The 26,125-nt window shown below is 36.8% G+C and carries 25 protein-coding genes; 7 read left to right on the top strand and 18 right to left on the bottom strand.

The window, feature by feature from the left end; translation table 11 throughout:
* Positions 1-59: 59 nt before the first annotated feature.
* The 4 genes from NIZ91_08620 (at position 60) to NIZ91_08605 (ending at position 3,140) form a co-directional block, all read left to right on the top strand.
* On the top strand, positions 60-755 hold the full coding sequence (locus tag NIZ91_08620) for a DUF421 domain-containing protein (protein ID USY56700.1): 696 nt from the start codon (positions 60-62) through the stop codon (positions 753-755).
* A gap of 37 nt (positions 756-792) precedes the next feature.
* On the top strand, positions 793-1,524 hold the full coding sequence (locus tag NIZ91_08615; protein USY56699.1) for a ZIP family metal transporter: 732 nt from the start codon (positions 793-795) through the stop codon (positions 1,522-1,524).
* 70 nt (positions 1,525-1,594) lie between these two features.
* A complete protein-coding gene (locus NIZ91_08610; GenBank protein USY56698.1) occupies positions 1,595-2,155 on the top strand; it encodes a DUF4825 domain-containing protein in 561 nt (186 codons plus the stop codon).
* Between the two features lie 163 nt (positions 2,156-2,318).
* Positions 2,319-3,140, top strand: a complete 822-nt coding sequence (locus NIZ91_08605; protein USY56697.1) for a Cof-type HAD-IIB family hydrolase — start codon at positions 2,319-2,321, stop codon at positions 3,138-3,140.
* 30 nt (positions 3,141-3,170) lie between these two features.
* On the opposite strand, the gene NIZ91_08600 is transcribed toward NIZ91_08605, so the two are convergent.
* Positions 3,171-4,418, bottom strand: a complete 1,248-nt coding sequence (locus NIZ91_08600; GenBank protein USY57123.1) for an NAD-dependent malic enzyme — start codon at positions 4,416-4,418, stop codon at positions 3,171-3,173.
* 26 nt (positions 4,419-4,444) lie between these two features.
* The gene (locus NIZ91_08595) at positions 4,445-5,788 is read right to left on the bottom strand and encodes a 2-hydroxycarboxylate transporter family protein (protein ID USY56696.1); all 1,344 of its coding nucleotides are present in this window, start codon (positions 5,786-5,788) and stop codon (positions 4,445-4,447) included.
* Positions 5,789-6,008: 220 nt separating this feature from the next.
* Here NIZ91_08595 and NIZ91_08590 point away from each other — a divergent pair, with 220 nt between their 5' ends.
* Positions 6,009-6,416, top strand: a complete 408-nt coding sequence (locus NIZ91_08590; GenBank protein USY56695.1) for a hypothetical protein — start codon at positions 6,009-6,011, stop codon at positions 6,414-6,416.
* Positions 6,417-6,439: 23 nt separating this feature from the next.
* Here NIZ91_08590 and NIZ91_08585 read toward each other — a convergent pair whose 3' ends face one another.
* The 6 genes from NIZ91_08585 to NIZ91_08560 all read right to left on the bottom strand — a co-directional run bounded on the left by NIZ91_08585 (position 6,440) and on the right by NIZ91_08560 (position 13,072).
* Positions 6,440-7,930, bottom strand: a complete 1,491-nt coding sequence (locus tag NIZ91_08585; GenBank protein USY56694.1) for a peptide MFS transporter — start codon at positions 7,928-7,930, stop codon at positions 6,440-6,442.
* Positions 7,931-8,324: 394 nt separating this feature from the next.
* Entirely contained in the window at positions 8,325-9,704 is a 1,380-nt protein-coding gene (locus NIZ91_08580; GenBank protein USY56693.1) for an allantoinase, read from the bottom strand.
* A gap of 147 nt (positions 9,705-9,851) precedes the next feature.
* Positions 9,852-11,195: a cell wall metabolism sensor histidine kinase WalK gene (locus NIZ91_08575; GenBank protein ID USY56692.1), complete on the bottom strand. Its 1,344-nt coding sequence runs from the start codon at positions 11,193-11,195 to the stop codon at positions 9,852-9,854.
* Positions 11,196-11,223: 28 nt separating this feature from the next.
* On the bottom strand, positions 11,224-11,895 hold the full coding sequence (locus tag NIZ91_08570) for a response regulator transcription factor (GenBank protein ID USY56691.1): 672 nt from the start codon (positions 11,893-11,895) through the stop codon (positions 11,224-11,226).
* Between the two features lie 111 nt (positions 11,896-12,006).
* Positions 12,007-12,162 carry a hypothetical protein gene (locus NIZ91_08565; GenBank protein ID USY56690.1) on the bottom strand — a complete coding sequence of 52 codons (156 nt, stop codon included), beginning with the start codon at positions 12,160-12,162 and terminating at the stop codon, positions 12,007-12,009.
* A 31-nt stretch (positions 12,163-12,193) separates the two neighbouring features.
* Complete coding sequence (locus NIZ91_08560) at positions 12,194-13,072, bottom strand: peptidylprolyl isomerase (protein USY56689.1); 879 nt, start codon at positions 13,070-13,072, stop codon at positions 12,194-12,196.
* Positions 13,073-13,288: 216 nt separating this feature from the next.
* Between NIZ91_08560 and NIZ91_08555 the strand changes: the two genes are divergently transcribed.
* Positions 13,289-13,591: an antibiotic biosynthesis monooxygenase gene (locus NIZ91_08555; GenBank protein ID USY56688.1), complete on the top strand. Its 303-nt coding sequence runs from the start codon at positions 13,289-13,291 to the stop codon at positions 13,589-13,591.
* Positions 13,592-13,766: 175 nt separating this feature from the next.
* Here NIZ91_08555 and NIZ91_08550 read toward each other — a convergent pair whose 3' ends face one another.
* The 3 genes from NIZ91_08550 to NIZ91_08540 form a co-directional block, all read right to left on the bottom strand.
* Complete coding sequence (locus tag NIZ91_08550) at positions 13,767-15,173, bottom strand: amino acid permease (protein ID USY56687.1); 1,407 nt, start codon at positions 15,171-15,173, stop codon at positions 13,767-13,769.
* A 199-nt stretch (positions 15,174-15,372) separates the two neighbouring features.
* A complete protein-coding gene (nhaC, locus tag NIZ91_08545; GenBank protein ID USY56686.1) occupies positions 15,373-16,770 on the bottom strand; it encodes a Na+/H+ antiporter NhaC in 1,398 nt (465 codons plus the stop codon).
* Positions 16,771-17,008: 238 nt separating this feature from the next.
* Positions 17,009-17,701, bottom strand: a complete 693-nt coding sequence (locus tag NIZ91_08540; GenBank protein USY56685.1) for a DUF2071 domain-containing protein — start codon at positions 17,699-17,701, stop codon at positions 17,009-17,011.
* A gap of 151 nt (positions 17,702-17,852) precedes the next feature.
* Between NIZ91_08540 and NIZ91_08535 the strand changes: the two genes are divergently transcribed.
* Positions 17,853-18,182 (top strand): hypothetical protein, encoded by a 330-nt coding sequence (locus NIZ91_08535; protein ID USY56684.1) that lies wholly within the window; start codon positions 17,853-17,855, stop codon positions 18,180-18,182.
* 33 nt (positions 18,183-18,215) lie between these two features.
* Here NIZ91_08535 and motB read toward each other — a convergent pair whose 3' ends face one another.
* The 7 genes from motB to NIZ91_08500 form a co-directional block, all read right to left on the bottom strand.
* Positions 18,216-19,046 carry a flagellar motor protein MotB gene (gene motB, locus NIZ91_08530; protein USY56683.1) on the bottom strand — a complete coding sequence of 277 codons (831 nt, stop codon included), beginning with the start codon at positions 19,044-19,046 and terminating at the stop codon, positions 18,216-18,218.
* Positions 19,039-19,833 carry a flagellar motor stator protein MotA gene (motA, locus tag NIZ91_08525; protein USY56682.1) on the bottom strand — a complete coding sequence of 265 codons (795 nt, stop codon included), beginning with the start codon at positions 19,831-19,833 and terminating at the stop codon, positions 19,039-19,041. Before motA ends, motB begins: the two co-directional genes overlap by 8 nt.
* Before the next feature lie 221 nt (positions 19,834-20,054).
* Entirely contained in the window at positions 20,055-20,720 is a 666-nt protein-coding gene (locus NIZ91_08520; protein ID USY56681.1) for a serine/threonine protein kinase, read from the bottom strand.
* A gap of 99 nt (positions 20,721-20,819) precedes the next feature.
* Positions 20,820-22,070: a cytochrome P450 gene (locus NIZ91_08515; GenBank protein ID USY56680.1), complete on the bottom strand. Its 1,251-nt coding sequence runs from the start codon at positions 22,068-22,070 to the stop codon at positions 20,820-20,822.
* A gap of 147 nt (positions 22,071-22,217) precedes the next feature.
* Positions 22,218-23,714 (bottom strand): aldehyde dehydrogenase family protein, encoded by a 1,497-nt coding sequence (locus tag NIZ91_08510; protein ID USY57122.1) that lies wholly within the window; start codon positions 23,712-23,714, stop codon positions 22,218-22,220.
* 427 nt (positions 23,715-24,141) lie between these two features.
* On the bottom strand, positions 24,142-25,536 hold the full coding sequence (locus tag NIZ91_08505) for an L-cystine transporter (protein USY57121.1): 1,395 nt from the start codon (positions 25,534-25,536) through the stop codon (positions 24,142-24,144).
* Positions 25,537-25,731: 195 nt separating this feature from the next.
* The gene (locus tag NIZ91_08500) at positions 25,732-26,100 is read right to left on the bottom strand and encodes a hypothetical protein (protein USY56679.1); all 369 of its coding nucleotides are present in this window, start codon (positions 26,098-26,100) and stop codon (positions 25,732-25,734) included.
* Between the last annotated feature and the right edge of the window lie 25 nt (positions 26,101-26,125).

Here is a 26,125-nt window from a genome sequence, read left to right as displayed (position 1 = left end):
CATATTTCCTATCTCCTTTGGACATTCTCTAAAAAAAGAGAGATTAGGGAGATGGTGTCATGGAGCACCTTTTCGATTTGCTGTTAAGAGGAATATTAGCTTATTTTTCTCTGCTTATTTTAACCAGAATCATGGGAAAAAGAGAGCTATCAAAAATGAATTTTAGTGACTTCGTTGTTGGAATCACCATTGGGTCCATTGCTGCTAAAGGTGCGGTTGATCATAATCAACCTTTTACTAACTATATACCAGCTTTGGTTATCATTCTTGTGCTTGAAATTTTATTTTCTTACCTTTCAATGAAATTTGATAAATTTCGGCTACTAAACAATGGGGAAGCCATTATTTTAATGGAGAATGGGCGAATTCTTGAACAAAATTTAAGGAAGGCACGGTTAAACGTCGAAGAACTTGCTAGTCAGCTTAGACTTCAAAGTATCTTTTCTTTTCAAGACGTAGAGACGGTCCTTATTGAACAAAACGGTGGTTTTAGCGTGCAGTTAAAGTCAAGTCAGCAAGCAGTTACGATGGAAGCAATGAACATTGTTACAAGCAGCAATGGCCTACCTCGGCTCCTCATTAAAGATGGAAAACTTGTTGAAAAAGAGTTAACTGCGTCCTCTTTTACGCTCGACTGGGTACACCAACAGCTTTCTACTCGTAATATCGCGAGCATTTCTGATGTAATGCTTGGTCAAATTGACCGTAGTGGCTTTATCTATATTGATTTATACGAAAAAGAAAAAACGACGTAACAGTATGTAGATTACATCCTAAGAGAGTGTGATATCAATGACTTCTGCGTTTTTATGGGGAGCTTTATCTGGCTCTGCCGTTTTTATAGGCGCTATAATGGCTATTTTTTTGCCTATGAAAAAAAGTATAAACTCATATATTATGGCATTTGGAACGGGAGTATTAATCGGCGCTGCTTCCTATGAACTTCTACAGGAATCTGTCAAAGAAGGCGGCATGCTCTCAACTGCTTTAGGTTTTACTGTTGGAGCAGCAACTTTTACAGTATTCGATTTACTGTTAGCTAGAAAAGGTGGTCTTAATCGAAAGCGTTCTAGCCCCCAGTATACAAATAGTTCAGGTTTAGCTATTTTCGGGGGGACATTAATGGATGCTATTCCAGAATCAATTATGATTGGAGCAAGTCTAATTGAGCAGAATCAAGTCAGTCCACTGCTCGTTATGTCTATTTTCATCAGTAACCTTCCAGAAGGTATTTCCGGAACAACCGGACTTATTAAAAACTCGTTCTCACACAAAAAAGTTGTATTGCTATGGCTATCAGTGGTTCTTATTTCTGCTATCAGTTCATTAGGAGGCTTCATGTTTTTGCAACAGGCTTCACCTTATACAATGAGCTTTATTGCTGCATTTGCGGGAGGAGGCATTATCGCAATGGTAGCTTCTACAATGCTTCCCGAAGCTTTTGAACAAGGTGGCCCTGTTACGGGTTTCATCACGTCACTTGGCCTTTTAACTTCGGTCGTTTTAGATTATTTTTCTTACTAGCTATTGTAAATTTATCTCTTCAATGTATATAATTACAATATTATTTTCAAGCAAAGAATGGAGACTTATCATGCGCAACCCTGTTTTTTTATGTTATTTTTTTGCTTTTATGACCCTATTAGTTGGATGCAACTCTATAAATGACGCTTCTCAAAAGAATGCTTCAATTGACGTTAAAAAACCAACAGCTGCCCACTATTCGTATAATGAAAATCAACATGATGCTACTTCGATTATCAATGAACTTCCTGGACATGAAAATGTTCATAACATAACGTTGCAAACCAAAAAATCCCCTTCTTATATTTCCGTCGATTATACACAAGCATCAACGGAAACAAGTAGGCAGTTTGAACACAATTGGTCAGCAAACCTTACTAAAGAACGAGTTTTTAATAACGCAACAATATTACTTGGATTAATTGACTATGCTGATTCTGTCCACTTTAACGTTCATACTGTTGTTCCTCAAAGCATTACGATTACACGTGCAGAATTAGAAGAATTCCATCAACATCCGCTTAAACCAAATGCTTCAAAGGGCATTCAAAACGTTAGCGCTGAAAATGATGGCAATGAGCATCAAATAAACGAGTTTTTTCGTCGTCATCCAATTACAGAACTAGAGTAACCGCTATGTGCGAAGCATCTTTTAGCTGCTTCGCTTTTATTTGCCTTTTCAATCTTATGTGTGTGATTTAGGCACTCCTTTTCACATGACTTGAACAAAAATTGAACTACCCGTCCTTTTGTAGTACGATATGAACATATTGTCGTAGAAAGGAATTATGAAAATGGCCTATAAAATGATTGTACTAGACTTAGATGATACTCTTTTACGAGATGACCATACAATCTCTCCCCGTACAAAGCAAGCGTTAATGGACGCGCAGGAGGCCGGAGTAAAAGTTGTGCTAGCCTCCGGTAGACCTACCTATGGTATGGTTCATATCGCTGAAGAGCTTCGACTAGCTGATTACGGAAGCTTTATCCTCTCTTTTAACGGAGCAAAGATTATTGATTGGCGTACTAAGGAAGAATTGTTTAGCAGTACATTACCGCCTGAAACCGTTCATCAATTAGATGCATTAAGCAAACAAGAAAACGTATTAATTCATACCTATGTAGGAGATGAGATTGTTACGGAAGTAGAGAACGAGTTTACGAATATTGAAAGTGATATTACTGGATTACCTATTAAACTAGTACCTAACTTTGTTAAAGCAGTAAAAGAACCCGTTGTAAAAGTCTTAATGCTCGCACCAGGTGAAGAGCTGGTTCATGTTGAAGACAAGTTACAAAAACAGCTTGATGGACAGCTAAGCGTTATGCGTTCAAAACCATATTTTTTAGAGTTTACAGAGGTTGGCGTAACGAAAGGAACAAGCCTTAATTTCCTTATTCAAAAGCTAGGTATTACGCGTGAAGAAGTTATTGCTATGGGTGACAGCTATAATGACGTGGCCATGATTGAATTTGCAGGCTTAGGCGTCGCAATGGGTAATGCACCTGAAGATATTAAAAAGCTAGCAAATCACGTAACAGATACAAATATGGACGATGGTGTTGCTAAGGTAGTAGAAGAATTTGTTTTAAGTCGTTTAGCCGTTAAATAAAGAAAAGCCAGCTGACGCTGGCTTTTTTTGTTATTTTGTTGTAACAAGCTCTGGCACTTCGTTCGTTTGAAGCATTTTGCTGCGTAAAGCTTCCACATCGATTTGTTTTCTTGCCACCCCTGAATCCATTGCAGCTTTCGCTACGGCAGCTGCAACATGAGCTGCTACCCTCTTATCGAACGGATCTGGAATTACATAGTCAGCATGGATATTTGTTTCATTAATGAGTCCAGCAATTGCATATACTGCAGCTACTTTCATTTCTTCATTAATTTCCTTTGCTTGTACATCTAATGCCCCGCGGAAAATACCTGGGAAAGCTAATACGTTATTAACTTGGTTTGGAAAATCTGAACGACCTGTACCAATTACCAAAGCCCCCGCTTCTTTTGCTTCTTCTGGCATAATTTCCGGAACTGGATTCGCCATTGCAAAGATAATTGGATCTTCGTTCATTGAGCGAACCATTTCTTGTGTAACGGCTCCTGCTGCTGAAACCCCAACAAAAACATCTGCATTTACCAATGCGTCAGCTAAGGTACCTTCTTGTTGATGTTTATTCGTCATGCGCGCCATTTCTTTTTTAAATGGATTCATGCCAACAGGGCGTCCTTCATAAATAATTCCTTTTGTATCGCATAATATAACATCTCTTACACCCATGCTTAAAAGAAGTTTCACAATTGCAACACCTGCTGCACCAGCACCATTTGCTACAACTTTAATATCTTCAAGTTTTTTATTTGCTAGGCGCAGCGCATTTAATAATCCCGCAGCCGTAACAATTGCCGTCCCGTGCTGGTCATCATGAAAGATTGGAATATTACAAGCTTTCTTTAAACGTTCTTCAATTTCAAAACAGTAAGGTGCTGCAATATCTTCTAAGTTAATACCACCAAATGTAGGTTCAAGAAGCTTAACCGTTTCAACTATCTTGTCTGGATCTTCAGTATCTAAACAAATAGGAAATGCATCGACGTTTGCGAATGACTTAAACAACAGTGCCTTTCCTTCCATAACTGGCATGGAAGCACCCGCCCCAATATTACCTAACCCAAGAACGGCTGTCCCGTTTGAAACAACACCAACCAAATTTCCTTTCATCGTATAATCATAGATTTTTTCAGCATCGTCTGCAATTTCAAGACACGGCTCTGCTACTCCTGGTGAATAAGCAAGGCTTAGATCTTTTGCGCTTTGAACTTCTACTTTAGAATGTACACCAAGTTTTCCTTGTTTTTCTTTATGCATTTTAAGTGCTTCTTCACGTAATGTCATTTTGTTTGTCAACGTCCCTTCTTTTATTAGCTAAATGCTTTCATTAATAATGTTGCAATAATTACCGTAGATGCGCCTCCTAAACGAGTTGCTACCTGAGCAAACGGCATAAGTGACATTCGATTTGATGCTGATAAGATGGCAACATCTCCAGTTCCTCCAAGACCGCTATGGCAGCCGGTAACAATGGCAGCGTCAACCGGATACATTTTTAATAGTTTACCAACAAAGTAACCTGTTCCTACCATTGCAATAACAACAGATGCACAAATTACGATATAAGCAGGTGTAATAATTTTCACAACATCATCTAATGGGATAAACAAAATCCCTAATCCAACCATTAGTGGCCATGTTAAGCTTGATGAAATAAATTTATATAAATGATAAGATCCTTGTTCCATCTTTTTCGGCATAAGCTGTAAAGATTTAACTAGTGTTGCTGCTACAATCATTAATACTGGACCTGGGATTCCTAAAAATTTATGAGCTAAGCTACCAAAGATAAAGAATGAACAAGCGATTAATACACCTGCACCCATTAAAGAGAAATCAACAGGCTTATCAATATTAGTCTCTTCATCCATTTGATCTCCGCCCGCTGTTTTAACTAATACACCGTTACCCGTAAGTTCCGGCTTATTTTCTCCTAGGCGTTTCATCATACCGGCACAGATAACTGCTACGATATTTCCAATTACAGCAGCTGGTATCATTTGTGATACAAACGATTCTGCTGAATTACCCAGCACTTGAGAATAACCAAGGGACAGTGGTAGAATACCTTCACCAATTCCTCCCCCAATAATTGGGACAATAATATAGAAGAAAGTATGCTTAATTTCATAACCAAATAGTAGTCCCACAAGGATACCAACCGCCACTGCTGCCAGTGTCCCAACAACTAATGGAATAAACATTCTGGTGAATCCTTGAATTAAAACCTTTCGATTCATGCCCAAGATACTTCCTGCTACTAACACTGAAATATAAAAATAGAGAAAGTTTGATGTTTTCATCAACGTTGTTACCGCTTCCATAGAAGCAGGGTTAATCAAATTATAAAAAACTAGAATGGAAGGAACAAGCAGTGCTAATATTGCTGGCCCACCAATATCTTTTAAGATAGGAATTTTCATACCTAAGTCGCCAAGTAAAATCCCCATTACCATAATAACTGCAAACCCACCAATCATATCTGGTGGAAGCTGATTGTAAACAGATGCTCCATAAACAATTAGCGCTAACACAACATAAAGTGGAAGTGGCAGTACACCTACTTTTACATCGTTAATTTTGGACAATAGCCCTTTTGATTTCTTAGGTTGTTGATATTCAGAAAACGTTTCCAATTTACGAGCTGTACCCATTACCTTAACCTCCTGTCTTTCTACAAAGTCTATGATACTTAATGTTCAGACAACTTGATACGTTTTGTAACTTTTAAAGCAATTTTGTAACTAAAAAAATTAAATGATTAAAATGTATAGAGCTTGCCATATTCGGCTAGCCTTAAAAGTGTAACGAATATTCCAACAATGTTTTCATACATATATAATAATGACGAATTGAGAGTAGGAGGGAATAGCTATGCTGAAACCTGATACAGCCATCGTTTTGGGTCTAATGATTGAAGAACCGTTTACACGGTTAGATGATGAAGCGATTAGGCACATTGCTGTAAATGAGCTTGAAAATGGACTTGGGGTCTTTAATCAAGCGTCCAATCTTTATTACGAGAAATTTCTTTATTTGGACGAGCACACAAAGGTACAGCTTCGTAAAGAAGTCTTCTCACTTCATTTAACGCTAAATCAAATAAAAAATGCACATGCTAAGGGTTATACATCCGAAGCCGTTCATATCTATCAAATTATTGCTGAAACTGAAAATTCAACGAATGCAATGAACACACTCTTTCAATTTCCTACTTATAACGGTGAAGAAGATGATCAAAGTTACCGGTCATTTATGAATATCTTTGGATCAAAAAAATAAAAGCCGTCTTTTGACGGCTTTTATTAATTAATCCCCTTCATTAATTGTTTAATCTTTGAAGAAGAAAGGAAAATGATGATACCCAGAATAACAGATATTCCACCTAATAATCCAAAGTATGCAGATTGTGAAATTCCTTCATAGAATCGAACAATCTGTGCGTTGATTGCCTGTGCAGCTGCACTTGCTAAGAACCACAAGCTCATCGTTTGTGCAGAGAATGCTTTTGGCGCTAATTTTGTTGTTGTTGATAATCCAACCGGTGATAAGCAAAGCTCACCAATTACAACTAAGAAGAAGCTTAATACAAGCCATAACGGACTTGTTAAATGATCTGCATCACCTGTTACTGACGGGATAACCATTACTAAGAATGAAAAACCGGCAAATAACAAGCCTAAAGAAAATTTTTGTGGTGTAGATGGTTGACGGTCTCCAAGGGACACCCACAGCTTAGCAAATACAGGTGCTAATAAAATAATGAATAATGGGTTAAGTGATTGGAACCAACCTACTGGAATTGTAAAGCTTCCATATGTTAACTGTGTTGATGTTTCAGCATAAATTGCTAAAATTGTTGATCCTTGCTCTTGAATTGCCCAAAACATAACTGCAGAAATAAACAGTGGAATATATGCAAGTAGTCGAGAGCGTTCAACATTTGTAGTTTTTGAGCTACGATACATAACTGTGAAATAAATGATTGGAATAATAACAGCTAGGAAACTAATGAACGCAATAACATTCGTTAGAGTTAAGAAGCCTACCACTCCTGCTACAATTAAAAAGATAGCGAGCACAGCAACGATTAAACCAATAATTCCAAACGTTTTTTTACGTTCACCAGGCTTTAACGGGTTTGGAACTTCTGTACCTGCTAAACCTAGGTTTTTCTTTTTTGTCATAGAAAAAACAATTAATCCACCTAACATTCCAACTGCTGCGGCACCGAAACCTAAATGGAACCCATAGTTTTCTCCAAGCGTAGATACGATTAATGGAGCAATAAATGCTCCTAAGTTAATCCCCATATAGAAAATACTAAATGCGGCATCACGTCGGTTGTCGTTCTCTCTATATAAGTCTCCCACAACACTTGAAACGTTTGGTTTTAATAAACCTGTCCCTAAAATGATAAACAACATAGCTACTAATACGCCGTTAAACCCAGCTGGAATAGCTAAAACGATATGACCAATCATGATCAACACGCCGCCCCAGAACACTGTTCTTGAGGTTCCTAGTATCCGATCAGCAATCCATCCGCCAATAATTCCTGACATGTAAACAAGCGCTCCATAAATGGACATAATAGATGCTGCTGTTCCCTTATCAATACCTAATCCACCTTGGGACACTTCCGTGTATAAATACACGATTAGAAGTGCTTTCATTCCATAATAGGAAAAGCGCTCCCAGAACTCAGTGAAAAATAGCGTAAATAATCCTTTTGGATGGCCAAAAAATCCTTTTTGAGGAACACTTTGGACAATTTTCTCTTTATCAAGCGACATATTTTACATCCTTTCTCTATCTTTCTCCCTTTTTCCCTTGTTTACTAATTTTTAAAATATCAAAAAATTATGATGATATAAAATTAGAAACAATAAAATTTTATTCTTATAAAATGATTCTGTCAATATAAAAAAATGTAAATAAACATATTTTTATGCAACTTTTTTCTTATTTAAGCTTCAGATATAGCTCTATACCTAGCTTATCCTAAATAAAAAACGTTTTGTATTTTTTTATTTTAATTATTCATTTTACTGATTTTTTATAATATCAAACTAATATTTTCTATTTCTTTTTACCCTAGTATTCTTTTAAAGGTATGTCCTTTATCCTATATAATTTTCCAATATAATAAAAATTATGCAATAAAAAAAAGGATGAATGCTTTCATCCTCAACGTACGTTTGTATTTTCTATTTGTTGCACAAATCTTGACTGGTTAAGAGGTTGCTCAAACGTATTAGTGTCAGATTCGTATACGATTTCACCTCCACAAATCGTATAGCGAATCGTACAGCTGAATTTATAGCCTTCATAAATGCTATGCTTGTGTTTAAAAAACATGTGTTGTTGCTTTACGGTGTATGAGTCTTTTAAATCAACAATTGTTAAGTCTGCATCTCCCCCAACTTGAATGCTACCTTTTTGAGGATACAATCCAAAACGCTTAGCAGGAGCTGTTGAAGTTAATTGTGCAATTTTAGTAAGGGGCACGCCTCTTTTTTGATATCCTTCTGTGATCATTGCCTGAAGCGTATACTGCCCTCCCGATATTCCTCCCCACACTTCAAATATATTATCTGATTGCTTCAAGTCCATAGGACACGGAGAGTGATCAGAAGATATCATATCGATTTCACCTTTTTCAATCGATGACCACAATTTCTCTTGTTCTGCCGCTGACCTGAGCGGAGGTGCACATTTAGCCAGCGCTCCAATTTCTTCAAAGTCTTCTTCTCCAAACAGCAAGTAGTGTGGGCAAGTTTCTAAAGTAACGTCTTCTCCTCTTTTTTTAGCATGTACGATTAAATCAACAGCTTCTTTACTACTAATATGTACAAAATGAAGTGAACATCCCGTTTGCTTAGCATACTCTAATGCTTCTTTCACTGCCTCCACTTCCACTTCAATTGGCCTTGTCTCTAAATAACTTCTAATTGATGTAAGCCCCTTTTTCTCTTTTTGTTTTTGAAGCTCTTTAATCGTTTTGTCTTTCTCCGCATGCAAGGCAAGAACCTTGCCCAACTTCGCAATTTCTTTCATACCTTCATATAACGTAAGTCCGTCCGAAAATTCAAACTCTGATCCTGCTTCTGACATAAACGCTTTAAAACCAATTGCTCCTTGCCTTGCCATTTTTTCAAGTTCATCTTTATTACCAGGTACTAATCCTCCCCATAATCCAAAGTTTACAAATGATTTCTTGTTTCCAAGCTGCTTTTTATTTAAAAATGCTTCTTTCGTTATGGTAGGAGGAACACCATTTAGAGGCATATCAAAATAAGTTGTGCACCCTCCTGCTGCCATCGCTTTTGAACCATTATCAAACCCCTCCCAATGTTCTCTTGCAGGCTCATCAAAATGAACATGTATATCAATAGCCCCAGGTAATATATGCATTCCTTCTCCTCTTATTACCTCTTTTGCTTGGCTAGTATCAATAGTAGACTTTAAAGCCATTATTTTACCATCATATATGCCAATATCTATTGTGCGTACCTCATTTTCTAACACAACCGTTCCACTTTTAATAAGCAAGTCATATTTTTTCATCCATAAACCCCTTCCACTTGCATTAGATTACTTTAAACATAACTGAATTTTCTAATTTTTTCATCGTTTAATTTACCCTTTTTTAAAAGATGTTTTGTGCAAACTAGACAAAAAATGTGCCTAGATACGATAGTATCTGGCACATTTTTATTGAGGTAAACTAATTCGAAAAGTGCTTCCTTTCTCAGGTTCACTGTCCACTTTAATTGTCCCTTTGTGCATATCAACAATCCATTTTGCAATAGCTAAACCAAGCCCATGCCCACCCATTTGTCTAGACCTGGATTTGTCCGCCCTGTAAAAGCGATCAAAAATCCTTTTTTGTTCATCTTTATGGATACCGACACCTGTATCAGTCACTCGAATTTCAACTGAATTCGTTCTTTGCTTAACAAACACTTCTACTTGTCCGCCTGGAGTAGTGTATTTAATCCCGTTGTCCAACAATATATACATAAGCTGTGTAAGTTTTTCTTCATCTCCAGAAATGTCTACCTGCTTAGGTGCTTCTAGGTGTAAGCTAATATTTTTAGAATGAGCAAGTGGTTCAACGGACTGTATTACTTTTTCAACCATTTTCTTAACATCAAATCTATTAAAGGCTTGCTGGTTTTTGCTAGCATCTGATCGAGCAAGCGTGAGCAAATCACTTACAAGCTTCGTCATCCTTTTTACTTCTGCTTTCATATTACCGACGAGCTTTTTGGAAAAGGGATCTTCATTTACTTCGTCCTGCATTTCTAGTGCATTAATAGATGATAACATTACGCTTAATGGTGTTCTCAACTCATGAGAAGCATCGGCTACAAACTCTTTTTGCTTTAAAAACGCAGTTTCAATAGGAATCATTGCACGCTTTGACATTAAGCGACTCATGTAAATAGCTACGCCTACAAATAAAACCGTTAACGATAACATGATTACTAACAGCCACTTTAGCAATTGATATAGGAACGAAACATTTTTGCCAATGTAAAGCATCCCTAAAAACTCACCTTTATAGAAGATTGGCTGTCCAGTCATAAGCAAGTCAATACTTACCTTAAATTCATCTTCAGCATGACCATTTCGCTCAAACTGTTCAACATTGGGACGAATTGTTTCAATACGTTCTTTACGCACTTCATTTTCAATTGGAATCCAACCGTTAATTAAATTTAACAACTTCGGCCTCAATCCTTCACTTGCTTCACTCCCCATTAGTAATTGACCTTCTGGGCTGACGACATAGTAAAAGAATGCGTCTTCTCTAGCCACAACAATATCTTGGTATTCATCTTCTACTCGGTCACTTTGCTCAACTAAAAGACTTTTCACAAATTTTGTTTCTTGCTTGAGCAGCATGTTTAAGCTTTGTTGCTGATTGCTGCTAATCACAACGTACACAAGTGAGTAGACGATAAATACAAATAAAAGCAGAAATATCATTAACAGTGCACTGTATCGAAAGGTAAGACGATTTTGCGTTTTGCTAAATAAATCTTGTTTCATGCGGTTACGAGCTCTTCTTATTAACTTTTTAGTCAATTTTATAACCTACTCCACGTATACTTTGGATTAGCTCTTGTTTCCCAAAATAATCTAGTTTCTTTCGCAAAAGCTTGACCGTTGCATCAATAGTTTTAATGGATACATCTGACTCATAGCCCCAAACGCGATCTAAGATAATATCTCTTGATAGAACCTGACCCTTATTTTTCAGTAAAAAGTCCAATAGCTGAAACTCTCTTGGACTAAGCTGAATTGATTTGTCTCCATTATTCATCATTTGACTTGAACGGTTTAAGGTAATTTGATCAATTTCAACAGTTTCTTCAACAATTGGAGCATAGTTGCGACGAGACAAAGCTCTTAGTCTAGCCAACAATTCATCAATTTCAAATGGCTTCACCATATAATCATCTGCCCCAGCATCTAATCCATGTACACGATCTTGAACAGCATCTTTCGCTGTTAGCATTAAGATAGCCCCATTATACCCTTCTTTTCGAAGCTGCTGGCAAATTTCTACTCCATCTCCGTTGGGCATCATCCAATCTAGGATGAGAATATCGTAATGTGCATCAGTAGCATATAGGTAAGCATCACGCCCTTCCGTCACCCACTCGACGTTAAAGCCTGCTTTTTTCTTTAACATATAACTTATTAGCTCTCCTAGTTGTAAATCATCTTCTGCTAATAAAACATTCATATTTTCTCAGCTCCATTCATTTATAAATATACTACTTTATCGCTAGGACATAAACAATCAGCAGGTAGGTTTACCTGCTGATTGTTTATGTCCTTATTCATTTTATCTATGTCAACGGTTAAAAGCATGTTGAGAATGAGAATTTGATTGATTGTTTACACTTTCTGTTACTTGTACCACGCGACGGCATATCTCAGCTCGCACACCGCGTTCTTTTAATTTTTCTACAATTTGTTCTAACTTATTGTAAGGCTTTTGTGTTTTCATTTTAATTCCTCACTTTATTTAGAATAATGGATTACGAAAAATTCTCAATGTCATACTTTTTCTTCGTTTCTTCTAACCAAGTTGAATATTCAGACTGAAATTTATTCTCTAATAAAAGTTGTTTAATTTCATCTTTACTATTTTCATAATTTGCATCTTGAGCTTCTTTTTTATCAGTTACTTTTATAATATGATAACCATACTCCGTTTTTACCGGATTGCTAATGGCATCAGCCTTTAAGTTAAATGCTGCATCGCTGAATTCTTGCACCATATCTTCTTTACTAAAGTATCCCAAGTTTCCTCCATCTTCCTTAGAGGCTGTATCGGTTGAATATTCTTTTGCTAAATCAGCAAACTTTTCACCATCGCTCAGTTTTTTCTTCACTTCATTAGCCGTTTTTTCATCTTTTACAAGAATATGGCTTGCTTTTACCTGCTCCGGCTGATCAAATGAATCTTTGTTTTCATCAAAATATGATTTCATCTCATCCTCAGAGATTTCAATTGTATCTTCTACTAATTTTTTAGCCTTTAAATTTGTTTCTAAATCTTTTTTAACTTCTTTTTCTTTAATACCGCTTGCTTCTAAAGCTTGATTAAACGTGTCTTCCCCGCCATATGATGTGATTAATGCATCAAGCTCTTTATTAAGTTCTTTTTCACTAACTGTTACGCTTTTCTTTTCAGCTTCTTTATTAATGACTTTTTGTTCAATCATTGAATCCAAAACGTCAGTTCCACCTTGAGACATTAACACTTCATATAATTGATCCTTTGTGATTTTGTCTCCATCAACACTCGCTACTGCATCGGTGCGATTGACTTGATATACAACACCCGCAATGATAGCACCAGCAGTAATGATACCAAGAAAAGAAAAAAGCTTTTTCTTTTTCTTCTTATCCATTTTCTTACCTCTCCTAACTTCCATCCATGACTTACGCTATGTATGTAAGCGTAAAAATTATGAGCTTTTTGAACAGTTTTCTTTCTACGTTTTTAACTATACAAAAACAAAATGAAAAGATGGTGAAAGCGTCAAAAAAAGTTTGCTCTGACTATTCACCATGTGAGATAATCTTTGAAGTTATTTATCATACTATAGAAGAAACAGGGGGACATCATGGTTAAAGAAGTTGCTTTTTTTCATATAAAAAAAGATTTATTAGCAGAGTTTGAAGATGCATTTCATCAAGCTGCTCGCGTTATCGCATCCGTACCAGGATATATTGACCATTCTATTCATCGATGTGTTGAAACGGATACAAAATATATGATTATTGTCGAGTGGGAAACTATCGAAAGCCATATGGTGAACTTTGTTCAATCTTCATTATTTGAAGAGTGGGACAAACAAATGGGACGTTTTTTCGAACCCAACATAACAATGGATCATTATATAACTGTTCAAACCTCTAAACATTGACATTCCTATTCAAAAAGCTTATTCTTAACTTAGCACCCTATCCATCACCATTTCGCTTGTTGCGGGACACTTAACCAGTTCGGAATGGATAGGGTGTTTTTCTGTGTTAAATGTTAAAAACATGTGTTAGATAATAAAGCCGCTCGTTTCTATTTATAGAAACGAGCGGCTTTTCTTACTTTGCTTCACTTTGATCTGTAAATACCTTTAATCCTTTACGTCGTCTCCAATAATAAACTGCATAGCATAGCAGCACAAAAGGAATTCCACAATACAAAGCAATACGCTGGCTTGGATCAAATGCCAATCCTACGCAAGATGCTAAGCATAATAAGAATGCAAGAATTGGAACAATAGGATAAAGTGGCGCTTTATACACCAGCTTCCCTACATCATTTCCTTCTTTAATATACTTGCGGCGGAACATATACTGAGAAGCTGCAATACTCATCCAAACAGCTACTACTGCAAATCCTGATATACCGACTAATACCATATACACTGTATCAGCTGCAAATACGCTAGTTAAAAGTGATAAGCAAGCAACCGCCATACTTACAATTAAAGCATTTAATGGTACTCCTTTTGACGTCACCTTTCCAAGTGCAGGGGAAATCATATTTTGCTTAGACAAAGACCAAAGCATGCGAGCACACGCATACAATCCTGAATTGGCAATCGAAAGCAGTGCTGTTAAAATAACAAAATTCATGATATCAGCAGCGTATGGAATACCTATGCGAGCAAATACCGTAACAAAAGGACTCTCTGTCACTCCGGCTTCCTTCCATGGAATAAGTGCGGACAGCACAAAGATAGCTCCAATAAAAAAGAAGAACGTTCGCCACACAATGTTGCGAATGGACTTTGGGACGTCACGCTCTGGGTTTTCACTTTCTCCTGCTGCTATTCCTATTAGCTCTGTACCTGAAAATGCAAAACTAACAGCGACCATCGTGGCTAAGACTGGCGTAAATCCATTCGGAAACATACCGCCTTCTCCTGTAAAGTTAGAAAAGAGTGGCGCAGACTGCCCCTCGATTGAAATAAAACCGAAAATAGCCATTCCTCCAACTATAATAAATACAATAATTGCTACTACTTTAATAAGAGAAAACCAAAACTCTGATTCAGCAAAAAAGCGAACTGACATTGCGTTACATACAAAAATGGTAATCGCAAATAATACGCTCCAAATCCATACCGGCGAATCTGGAAACCAGCGCTGCATTAATAGTCCTACTGCAATAAACTCTGATCCTACGGTGACAACCCAAGTTAACCAATATAACCACCCTACAGCAAATCCTGTTCCTGGTCCGATAAACTTTGTAGCATACACCTGAAATGAACCTGCATGTGGCATAGCTACGCTCAGCTCACCTAAACAAAGCATCACCAAATACATAATAAAACCACCAACTAAATAGGCAAGCATTGCTCCTCCCGGACCAGCTTGTCCGATTGTATAACCAGAACTCAAAAATAAACCTGTTCCAATTACACCTCCGAGCGAAACCATAAATAAGTGACGGCTTTTCATCGTCCGTTTTAAATCATTTTGTCCTTCATGTTGTGCCATTAACTTCACTTCTTTCCTTCTATCTTTCCCAACATTCGTTTACTCACTTTTCCTTATAACTATTTTCAAGAAAAGCAAGTATTCCTATCAGAATCATTGTTTGATTATAACATTTTTCTGATTTTTTACAACATTTCATGAATACAAAATATAAAGATAACGTTTTCAGATAAAATACATAAAAAAAAAACGCTAGCTTTTAGCTAACGTTTTTATTTTCATCCGTTGTATACCAAATGAACTTTCCAGTATAACCATAGATAATAGCAATAATGATAGAAACAAAACTTAACCACATAAATGGTAGATAAGCGAATGTTGATACACCTAAGATTGTCGCTAAAAAGATACCATTATCAGTCCATGGAACCATACCCGAGGTTAACGTTCCTCCTACTTCGGAGTTACGCGCTAATACAAGTCGATTGATTTTTAGACGATCATAGCTATCTTGCATAATCTTTGGCGTTAAAATAAGCGATACGTACATAGCACAACCAAAAATATTCCCTAATAAACCTGTAAAAATCGTAGCAGTCGTCACGTTTCCTGCATTTGTTAAAAACTGTTCAAATTTAGAAAGAAGTACTTTGAGTACACCTAACTCTTCTAGAAGACCACCAAAGCCTAACCCAAAAATAATAACAATAATTGAACCAACCATACTCTCAATCCCACCGCGGTTGAGTAACTCTGTTATAAACGTTATGTCTGACTCGATGGAAAACCCGCTATAAGCTGTATTAAAAGCACTTGATACGCTTAAATCCTGAAAAAGCACTCCCCATATTACACCCAGTAAAGAACCCACTGCAATTGATGGTAGTGACGGCTTTTTTAATGCTAATAATACAATAACAACAACCATTGGAATAAGCATCCACACGTTGATTTGGAACACGTCATGTAAAGATGATTTTAAAAACTCTACTCGCTCACTATCAAAGTTATTACCACCATACATAAATCCAGCAATGGTAAACAAAATAGATGTAACAATGTAAGCTGGAATATCTAAGTAAAGCATTGCTCGCACATGAGCAATTACATCTACTTTTGCCATAGAAGCAGACAAGATTGTACTGTCAGATAGCGGAGATAGCTTGTCTCCGAAATATGCACCCGAAATAACTGCACCAGCTACGAGTGGTAGAGGCATTCCCATTCCTTCCCCTATTGCCATCATTGCAATACCTGCTGTCCCTACTGTTCCCCATGATGTACCCGTTGCAACAGAAGTGATTGAACAAATAACTAAAGTGGCTAATAAAAAGAACGTAGGATTAATAAACTCTAAACCGTAATAAATTAATGATGGAACGATTCCTCCAGAAATCCATGTTCCAATTAGAGCGCCTACTGCTAATAAAATTAGAATAGCTTCTAACCCGTTCCCAATCCCTTTTGTAATCGCTTTCTGTAAAAAATCATATTTATATCCTAAGCGAATACCTAGCGCAATAACGATAAACCATGATATAAAGAGCGCTAATTGGATGGGAAGTTCGAAAATGAGTGCAAATGAAACGACAACCGCTAGAAATAAAAGTAACACGATTACAATTTCACCAATTGAAGGTAACCTTGGTGTTTTCAAAATCAAATCCCCCTAAACTTATGACTTGAATACTAAATGGCTGCAGGATGTAAAAGCGCATACATCTTTTGATAAAAATGTATAATTTGAACAAATTTATGTAAATATACCGTCCGTTCATTCACCTTTTCACATTTAAAAAGGCCATTTTTACCCCATGTAATATTCACTATTTTCACAAGGCAAATAGTACCACAACCTTGTAGAATCATTCAAGACTTTATTTATTTTGACTTCTTCACATCTTTTGAAAAGGATAAAAATACGTAACAAGATGTTGTGCATAATGCACAATTGTTTCACTCTTATTTATTGGTGGGTACGCTGTCGTAAGCGTATTTTTTCTCATAAAATAATGTCCATCTTGTAAAATCCAAGGGTCATGAAAAAGTTTTCCTCGAAAAACTTTCTTTTTGTACACGGTAAAGAGACGGTCCCTGTTTGTTAACCACTCATCCACAGTTCCTTCTTTTGTATGATAAGGAGCTGATATAGGCTTATACGTCAACAATACCTCTTCCTGTTGAAACCCTTTATGCTTCCTTGTACATTCAAAGTTGATCGAATCCTTATATTTATTAACCATTATGTCAGCATGTAGATAAGGTAAATGAAAGAAGCGCCTAGCAATCCATACCGCAAGAGCATTCGTTGCGTCTAAACTAAAAAAATAAACACCCCGTTCACCTTGATACTTCACATATGTTCGTACATTCAATTCATGAAGTTGAGATATGCATGGGACAGACGGCGTACCTTTAAAGCGAATGCCTGTCATTGTAAAAGGAACAAGTGAAATAAACCCCTTCCCTTCAAATGTATCTATTGTTAAAGGCTCTGGTAAAAGTTTTTGTAGCTCTTTTGCAGAAACGGGCCAATGTATAAATAATAGATCTCTCCAAACTTGTTTCATCAGCCAATTGCTTTCCATTATCAACACCTCTTTTCAACTATAGATAGCTTTTCTTTAGTATACACTCCCATCATTTTTAAAATGACGAAAGCTTGTCTATTTACTACTTCTAAATTCTATTGCCTTGCATACTACTAATTAATAACGAGTAAAAAGGAGTGACTTAGGTATGATGCTATATGATTTAAACAATAAACTTTATTATCAAGTATTTAATTCAGCTCAGCCTAAAATGACCGATTCACACCAAGGAAGAAGCTGGGGATACGTAAAGAAGCTTGTGAATGGAAAACCAATTAAATTCTGGCTAGACTATACGTGGGGACGCTTTATGTACTTTAGTTATAATGAAAAATGGTATCGAGTTGAATACTTGCAATCAAATGATAAAAAACAAGTATCTGATTTATTTAATGGTGCTTTAATTGATTTAATTTTAGAGGGAGAAGAGCTTAATCTAGTGCGCGGAACTTATGAAAATCGTCGTCTTTTATTATAATACAAAAATAAAAACACGGACTAAACCGTGTTTTTACTCATTTTCTGCTTCTGTTCGAGGCGTAATTAAAATTTCTACTCGGCGGTTTTTCTTCTTGCCTTCATTCGTTTCATTCGAGGCTACGGGCTTAAATTCACCAAATCCTTTTGCACTAAACATACTTGGGTTTAAGCGATTATTTTCTAGAATAACCTTCATGAAATTAATCGCTCTCATAACGCTAAGCTCCCAATTTGATTGAAAACCTGCATTGCGTATCGGTACATTATCAGTATGACCACTAATGATAATATTACGAGGAGGATCCATCACGAGCAAGTTTGAAATTTCTTTTGCAAGACTTATATCTTCGGATCGAACATCCGCTCTTCCAGATGCAAAAAAGACGTTATCGCGAATTGAAATTAGTAGCCCTTCATCTGTTAGTGAGGTCTGCAACTCGTCTTTAAGACCATTTTGCTCAATATATGTATTTACTTTTTGTTGAACAGTCAACAATTCTTGCTGATCTGCATCGTGAGAACTCTTCTGCTTGTTTTCTTCTGTTAACGGCTTTTCTCCTTCTTTTTCAGTTGGGTCCATTCCATTATCTCTTGCTACATTTTTTCCCGTCGGGTCTTCAGCAGGGAGATTTTCTTCTTTAGGAGTAGGTGGTGTTTGAAACTCTAACACACCTGTTCCCCCTTCAAACATTTCATTAAAGGCTTTTGATAAAGCTTGAAACTTTTGAGCATCAACCGAGCTAATGGCAAACAAAACAATAAATAAGGCAAGTAATAGCGTTAATAAATCCGCGTATGGCAATAGCCAGCTCTCATCAACATGAGCATCCTCTTTTTGTTTTCGCGAACGCTTCTTACTCATTTTCAACCACTTCGCTTTCCTGCAATAGCTTCTTACGCTCAGCTGTTGGCAAATAGGATGCAAGCTTTTGTTCAATCACTTTAGGTGTTTCGCCTTCTAGTAAAGAAAGAACACCTTCAATCATCATATATTTAATTTTGGCTTCTTGCTTAGACTTCCGTTTTAATTTGTTAGCAAATGGATGCCAAAAAACGTATCCCGTAAAAATACCTAGTAATGTGGCAACAAACGCAGCGCTAATAGCATGTCCTAAACTAGTTGTGTCAGCCATGTTTCCTAAAGCGGCAATCAAGCCAATGACTGCTCCAAGTACTCCTAAACTAGGTGCATATGTACCTGCTTGTGAAAAAATAGCTGCGCCAGCCTGATGGCGGTCTTCCATCGCTTCAATTTCTTCAGACAGCACGTCTCTAATGTAATCTGCGCTTTGTCCATCAATTGCTAAATTTAATCCATTTTGTAAGAAGGGGTCTTCTACCTCTGCTGTTTTTGCTTCTAATGATAATAAACCTTCTTTTCGAACAACCTGTGCCCATTCAGAAAACATAAACACAAGATCTTTTGGCGTAGCCATTTTTGGCTCTTTAAAAAGAACGCCAAATAACTTAGGTACCCTTTTTATTTCACTTGTGGGGAACGCAATGACCACCGCCCCGATTGTGCCTACAATAATGATTAAAATGGCCGCAGGATTCATTAAAACTGTTGGGCTGACACCTTTAAGAAACATCCCTACCATTAGTGCAATCAGTGCTAAAATTAAACCCCAAAAAGATGTTTTATCCATTTCTATGTCTCCTATCTTTGTCCGCTCAATGCATCGTGGTTTTAGTATACCTGTCTTTTATTTCGACATTTAAAACGAAATTTTGAATACTTTTTCTATTTTTCTTAAAATAAATGTCAGTACCAGAGCGCTTCCCTAAGAATTTAAAGGTTTATATAAGATAGCTATTTCAATATAAAAAGGCCATCTGCTTTTAATAACGAACTAAGAGCAGATGACCTTCATACATAATTTTTATATTTATTTTTTACTTTGCGATACAAGCGATAGACGTGTCTTGTTAGATTTAATAAAGATGGTGAAATCGCAAGGTGGTACTTTTTTATAATAGGCACATAGATTTTGTGATAAGCTTTCACCAAATCCGTCCACTTTTTATCAATGCCTTCTTTATAGAAATCCGAAATATCAACTACGTATCCGCGCCCATCTTTCATCATTACGTTTTTCCCATGAACATCAAAGGGATTGAGTCCTCTTAATTTAGCATAAGCTAATGCTTCGTTTACATCGTCTATAACTGTTAACGGAATTATAACCCGCTTTTGAACTGCTTCGTATAGCGTAATGCCTTGTAGCCTCTTTAGAATTAAGTAGTTATTTGTATAATAATAAAGCTGAGAATAAGCAGGGTGCTTTCCTAATTTTTTATAGACATTTGCTTCTTTTTTTACCTCTTCAAACGCTCGACCATATACTTTCACTACTAGACCTTCATATAAAGGGTGATAAAAAACAGCTGCGTAGTTGCCTTTTCCAATTAAGATCCATTCATCAGGTACATACTCGACTACAACAGGGTCATGTTCATTTTCACTTTTAATGATTAAGTTAGGCAGTAAGGATGTTTCAACAAGTTCAATAAATTGATTCAGTAGTTTATCCATAAGCTCCTCTATCTGTACCTTTCATAATAGATGCACTTAATGATAGATTTCAATGAGTTTAATGTCAATACGTTCGTGTAGCAATAGTTAGAAAGTCTCTTACAAAGACGTTACAATCGGTAATTTTTCTTTTGTTATCACAATAGACAAAGGTTCTTTCATCTCCAATAAGATTTCTCCCTTTGGATGAATGATAGAACGCACTTTTTTTATATCAAAGGATGTTACAATCGGGAGGACAATTGCCCTTGCCATAGTCATAACATACTCCATTTGAGCCTCAGTTTCTGCAATCATACCAAACGGTAAGTACAGGTGCTTTGGTATGTCTACGTTTAAGTCTAAACAAAAGCGCTCAGGTAAAAACTCATGAGGCTCTAAAAAATAAGCTTCATTTCGATGAAGGCTATAAGGACTAATAAAAATCGTTTCATTTTTTTTAAACACATAGTTATCAACTTGAACAGTTTCTACCGCTTGTTTTCCAAATAACCAAATTGGAGGATAGAGCCTCAGCGACTCTAAAATAACCATACGCATGTATTCATCTTGCTCATGACCTTTTAGCAACTGAACATGTCGTAGAATATCCTCATGCTCACAAAGCGTATACATTAGCCAGCTGCATGCATTACAAATTAAGTCATACGTGATAAAGAATCGCTGAAGAATACCAGATTCATCTTCATTAACAAGTGTATCGTAAATATAACGCTGTTCATCCACTAATTGATTATCATAACGAGATTGAAGACAGGAAACAACGCCTGCTATAGCATCTGTCTCTATCTGATTTTGCTTTCCCACTTTCGGAAGGCGTACTTTTACCATTGAAGGTTGATGTCTTTTAGTGCGTAGCTCAGCTATCTTCTTCAAATGGGTTGTCAAGTCATGATTTTGGGTTACACCAAAAAAACTATGTGCTAACAACCATAGTGCCAACTCTTGCACTTCTTCATTAAATATTCTTAAACTTCCACTTTTCCATAAAGATAAGTACGATTGTATAATTGTACGATGATCAATTCGACAGGTAGAAAAATGCTTTTTTACAAAAGAAGATTTTATATTGGGCATTCCCAACAAAAAATTAAATTCAAATAAATCATGAACATGAAGTGCTCGAACAACATTTTTAATCCCTACATCTACAAAGCTATTGTTTTTTGTAAAGACAACATCTTTTACCATTTGAGGATTTGTTGTTAAGTAAAATTTTCGGTGACCTAGCCGAAAACGTGTTGTCTCCCCATACTCACTGAGATGGCGCAAAAACAAAAGCGGACTTTCTTGAAAATCTTTCAAATGGCCTGTCATGCGATAGGTTGACGGGCCTTGTATTCCTTTCATATCCATCACTTCTTTCTATGGAATTAGTAGTTACTAATTGCTTCCGCAAAATACTAGATGGTTTATGCAACGTATAATTAAAAAAGAGTAGTCCACTAAAGACTACTCTTTTTCACAAATAGATATGCTATTGTTTCAGAAATTGTTTTAAGATTCCATATTAACCCATACACTTTTTACTTCTGTATAGTTATCAAGCGCATAACTACCCATTTCTCTTCCAATCCCAGACTGTTTATAGCCACCGAACGGACTAGCTGCATCAAATACATTGTAGCAGTTAACCCAGATTGTTCCCGCTTTAATACCGTGAGCTATATGGTGAGCTTTCTTCAAGTCTTGTGTCCACACGCCCGCTGCTAATCCGTATGCCGTATCGTTTGCCTTAGCAATTAAATCATCTAAATCATCAAATGGCATAGCTGCAACAACAGGACCAAAAATTTCTTCTCGTGCAATTGTCATGGAATGATCAACATCGGCAAAGATTGTCGGCTCCACAAAGTACCCTTTTTCAAACGGAAGCGAACCTCCTGTTAATACTTCCGCTCCTTCTTCTACACCTTTATCAATATATGACTTGACTCGCTTCTGTTGCTGTGCAGACACAAGCGGGCCCATTGTCGTATCTTCTATTAATCCATTACCCTGTTTAATTACCTTAGACTGTGCCACTAAGTCTGCTAGCACATTATCATATAATTTTTTTTGTACGTATAATCGACTTCCTGCACAACAAACTTGTCCTTGGTTGAACATTACACCTGCCAGCGCTCCCGGAACAGCTTTTGATAAATCTGCATCAGGTAAAATGATATTTGGAGATTTGCCTCCAAGCTCAAGCGTTACTTTCTTTAGGGTTTCACTCGCTTGCTTCATAATCGACTTTCCGACCGCTGTTGATCCCGTAAAGGCAATCTTATCTACCTGTAAGTGGTTTACAAGCGGTTCGCCTGCCGTTTTACCAAATCCCGGAACGACGTTTAGCACTCCTTTAGGAAAGCCTGCTTCCTCAGCAAGACCCGCTAGATAAAGAGCTGATAAAGGCGTTTGTTCTGCTGGTTTCAGTACAATTGTACAACCGCTAGCTAAGGCAGCACCCAGCTTCCATGCTGCCATAAGCAACGGGAAATTCCAAGGGATAATTTGGCCAACCACTCCTAGTGGTTCATGACGCGTATAGTTAAAGTATGCACCTTGTACAGGAATAGTTTGTCCAACAATTTTCGTTGCCCAACCAGCATAGTATCTAAAATGTTCAACAGCTAAAGGAATATCTGCATTTGATGTTTCACGAATTGGTTTCCCATTATCGAGCGTTTCTAATTGAGCAAGTTCAAGTTTATGTTCTTCCATGAGGTCAGCAAGCTTATAAATTAAACGACTTCTTTCCGCCGCAGACATTTTTGTCCACGGTCCATTGTCAAAAGCTTCACGAGCTGCTAACACAGCACGATCAATATCTTCAGCATTCCCTTCAGCTACATCTGCTAACTTTTCACCAGTTGCAGGGTTTACTGTTTCGAATGTCTTTCCAGATGCCGCTTCCACCCATTGGCCGTTAATATATAGCTTCTTTACACCTTGTAAAAATTGCTTCAGTTTTGGACTTACCTCAACTTGTTTTGCTCCAATATTTTGCATCAAATCCATACCTCCTTCAATTTTAGAAAGCGTTACCAAGAATTAGTTTACACTACCCTTTTCAAAAAAATCAACTGATATGTCATATTATTTAGAAATTTTAATCTTCTCACACAAAAGAGAGTGATACATAGCTAAATGATTTACTTTCAAAAAAGAATCATGACTTTTTCTACAGTCGCTAGGTTGTAAGAATAAGTTCATTCCATTGCGCTGCGGACGCTCGCTTTCCACAGGAAGGAAATGCAGTCTCCTTGCTACGAGATTTCAGCTTGCTTTCCTTCTCCTCGTAAGTCTCGTGCTCTACACTTCATTCAACTATTCTATTTAAAAAGTTTTTAAACAAAAAATATCCGAGTGATCGAAAGTAGTTAACTCGCGATCACTCGGATAAATCATTAGCTGAAATACTTATGTCCCAACTTTTTTATGCTTCTGCCGTTTCAGGCGAAATTGTTTTATCATTATAAACTGTTGTATCTAATTCTTTTGTTACTTTACTAGTTATAACACCTGCTGTCATACTTCCACTTACGTTCAATGCTGTACGTCCCATGTCGATAAGAGGTTCTACTGAAATAAGCAATCCTGCTAACGCAACCGGTAAGTCTAGTGCAGATAAAACAAGAAGTGCCGCGAATGTTGCACCTCCACCTACACCTGCTACTCCAAACGAGCTAATAGCTACGATGGCAATCAGTGTGGCGATGAACGATGGTGATAAAGGATTAATACCTACCGTTGGTGCAATCATAACGGCTAACATTGCTGGATAAATACCCGCACAACCATTTTGACCAATCGATAAACCAAATGATCCTGCAAAGTTTGCAATTCCTTCTGGAACGCCAAGCTGTCTTGTTTGCGTGTTCACATTTAACGGTAATGCACCTGCACTTGTACGCGATGTGAAAGCAAATGTTAAAACTGGAAATGCTTTTTTTACATACGTAACCGGGTTTACACCAACAAGCGTTAGTAAAAGTAAATGAACTGCAAACATTGCTGCTAACGCTACATAAGACGCAATAACAAATTTACCGAGCTTGACGATGGCATCAATATCACTCGTAGCAATTGTCTTTGTCATAATGGCTAATACACCATATGGCGTTAAACGCAATATTAATGTAACAACGCGCATCACAATTGCATAAATCATATCAATAATTTTTGAAAAGAGAGCTGCTTCTTCTGGTTTTTTACGCTTTACGCCTAAATAAGCAATTCCAATAAATGCAGCAAAGATAACTACTGCGATTGTTGAAGTTGGTCGTGCTCCGGTTAAATCTAAAAATGGATTTGCAGGCAACAATTCAATGATTTGCTGTGGAATTGTTTGGGCTTGCATTCCCGACAAGTTCTCTTCTAATGCTGCTCCACGCTCAGTTTCAGCTGCACCTTGTTCAATCTGTACAGCTTCTAAATTAAATCCTGTTGTTGTCACAATCCCAATTGCTGCTGCAATGGCTGTTGTTCCAACTAAAATTCCAATAATTAGACCACTGATTTTCCCAATGTTACTCGTTAATTTTAAACGAGTGAACGCCGCCACAATTGAAACAAACACAAGTGGCATAACAATCATCTGCAAAAATTTAACATAACCACTACCAACAATACTAAACCAATCTGATGTTTGAGCTGTCACTTCTGATGTTGGTCCATATACAAATTGAAGAGCAAATCCAAATACAATTCCAAGTCCTAAAGCTGTGAATACACGCTTTGAAAATGAAACGTATTTTTTTTGCATCATATATAAACCAGCGATTAATGCCAGCATGATAATGATGTTAAGAATAACTAAAAATGAAGTCAAAATAATTCCTCCTACAATACTTTCCAAATATAAGTCTCCTTTATTTATATTATAACAATTCCAATAAGTCAACTCGGTTTTCGTTTTTTTTACTATTTTTTCACTTTAATTGTTTGTCATTGTTCATATTTATTATCATTGAAGGTTCAATATAAAAAAACACCCCTTGATTAAGGGGTGTTTTTGCATATGTATTTACATTTCATACAATTCATTTAGCCACCTAACAAATAAATGCTTTGGGAGCTCTAAGTAGTGTAAATCCGTATATTGTATATCAGATAATGTTGTACCTCTTGACATGTAATAATACCACTGCCAACCAATATCTTTTGCGATAGCATACGATCTCGCCAAGTCTTGGCGTGCATCAGGCTGTTGCATATCACTCATCCACTGCTTTTCATCTGCATCGTATTCATAATAATGTAACGTAAATTTGTCACACCAATAAGCGAGCTCTTGATGCGAAAACATATTTTCATCATCACAAACTTGTAACAGTAACATTCTTAGATTCTCAGGCGTATATGGCAATATAATCTTTTGATATGCATCTCTCATTCTTTTACCCTTCCTGCTTCACTTA

Source organism: Bacillus sp. 1780r2a1 (assembly GCA_024134725.1).
Classification (GTDB): domain Bacteria; phylum Bacillota; class Bacilli; order Bacillales; family Bacillaceae_H; genus Priestia; species Priestia aryabhattai_A.
This window is presented reverse-complemented; position numbering and strand designations above follow the sequence as displayed.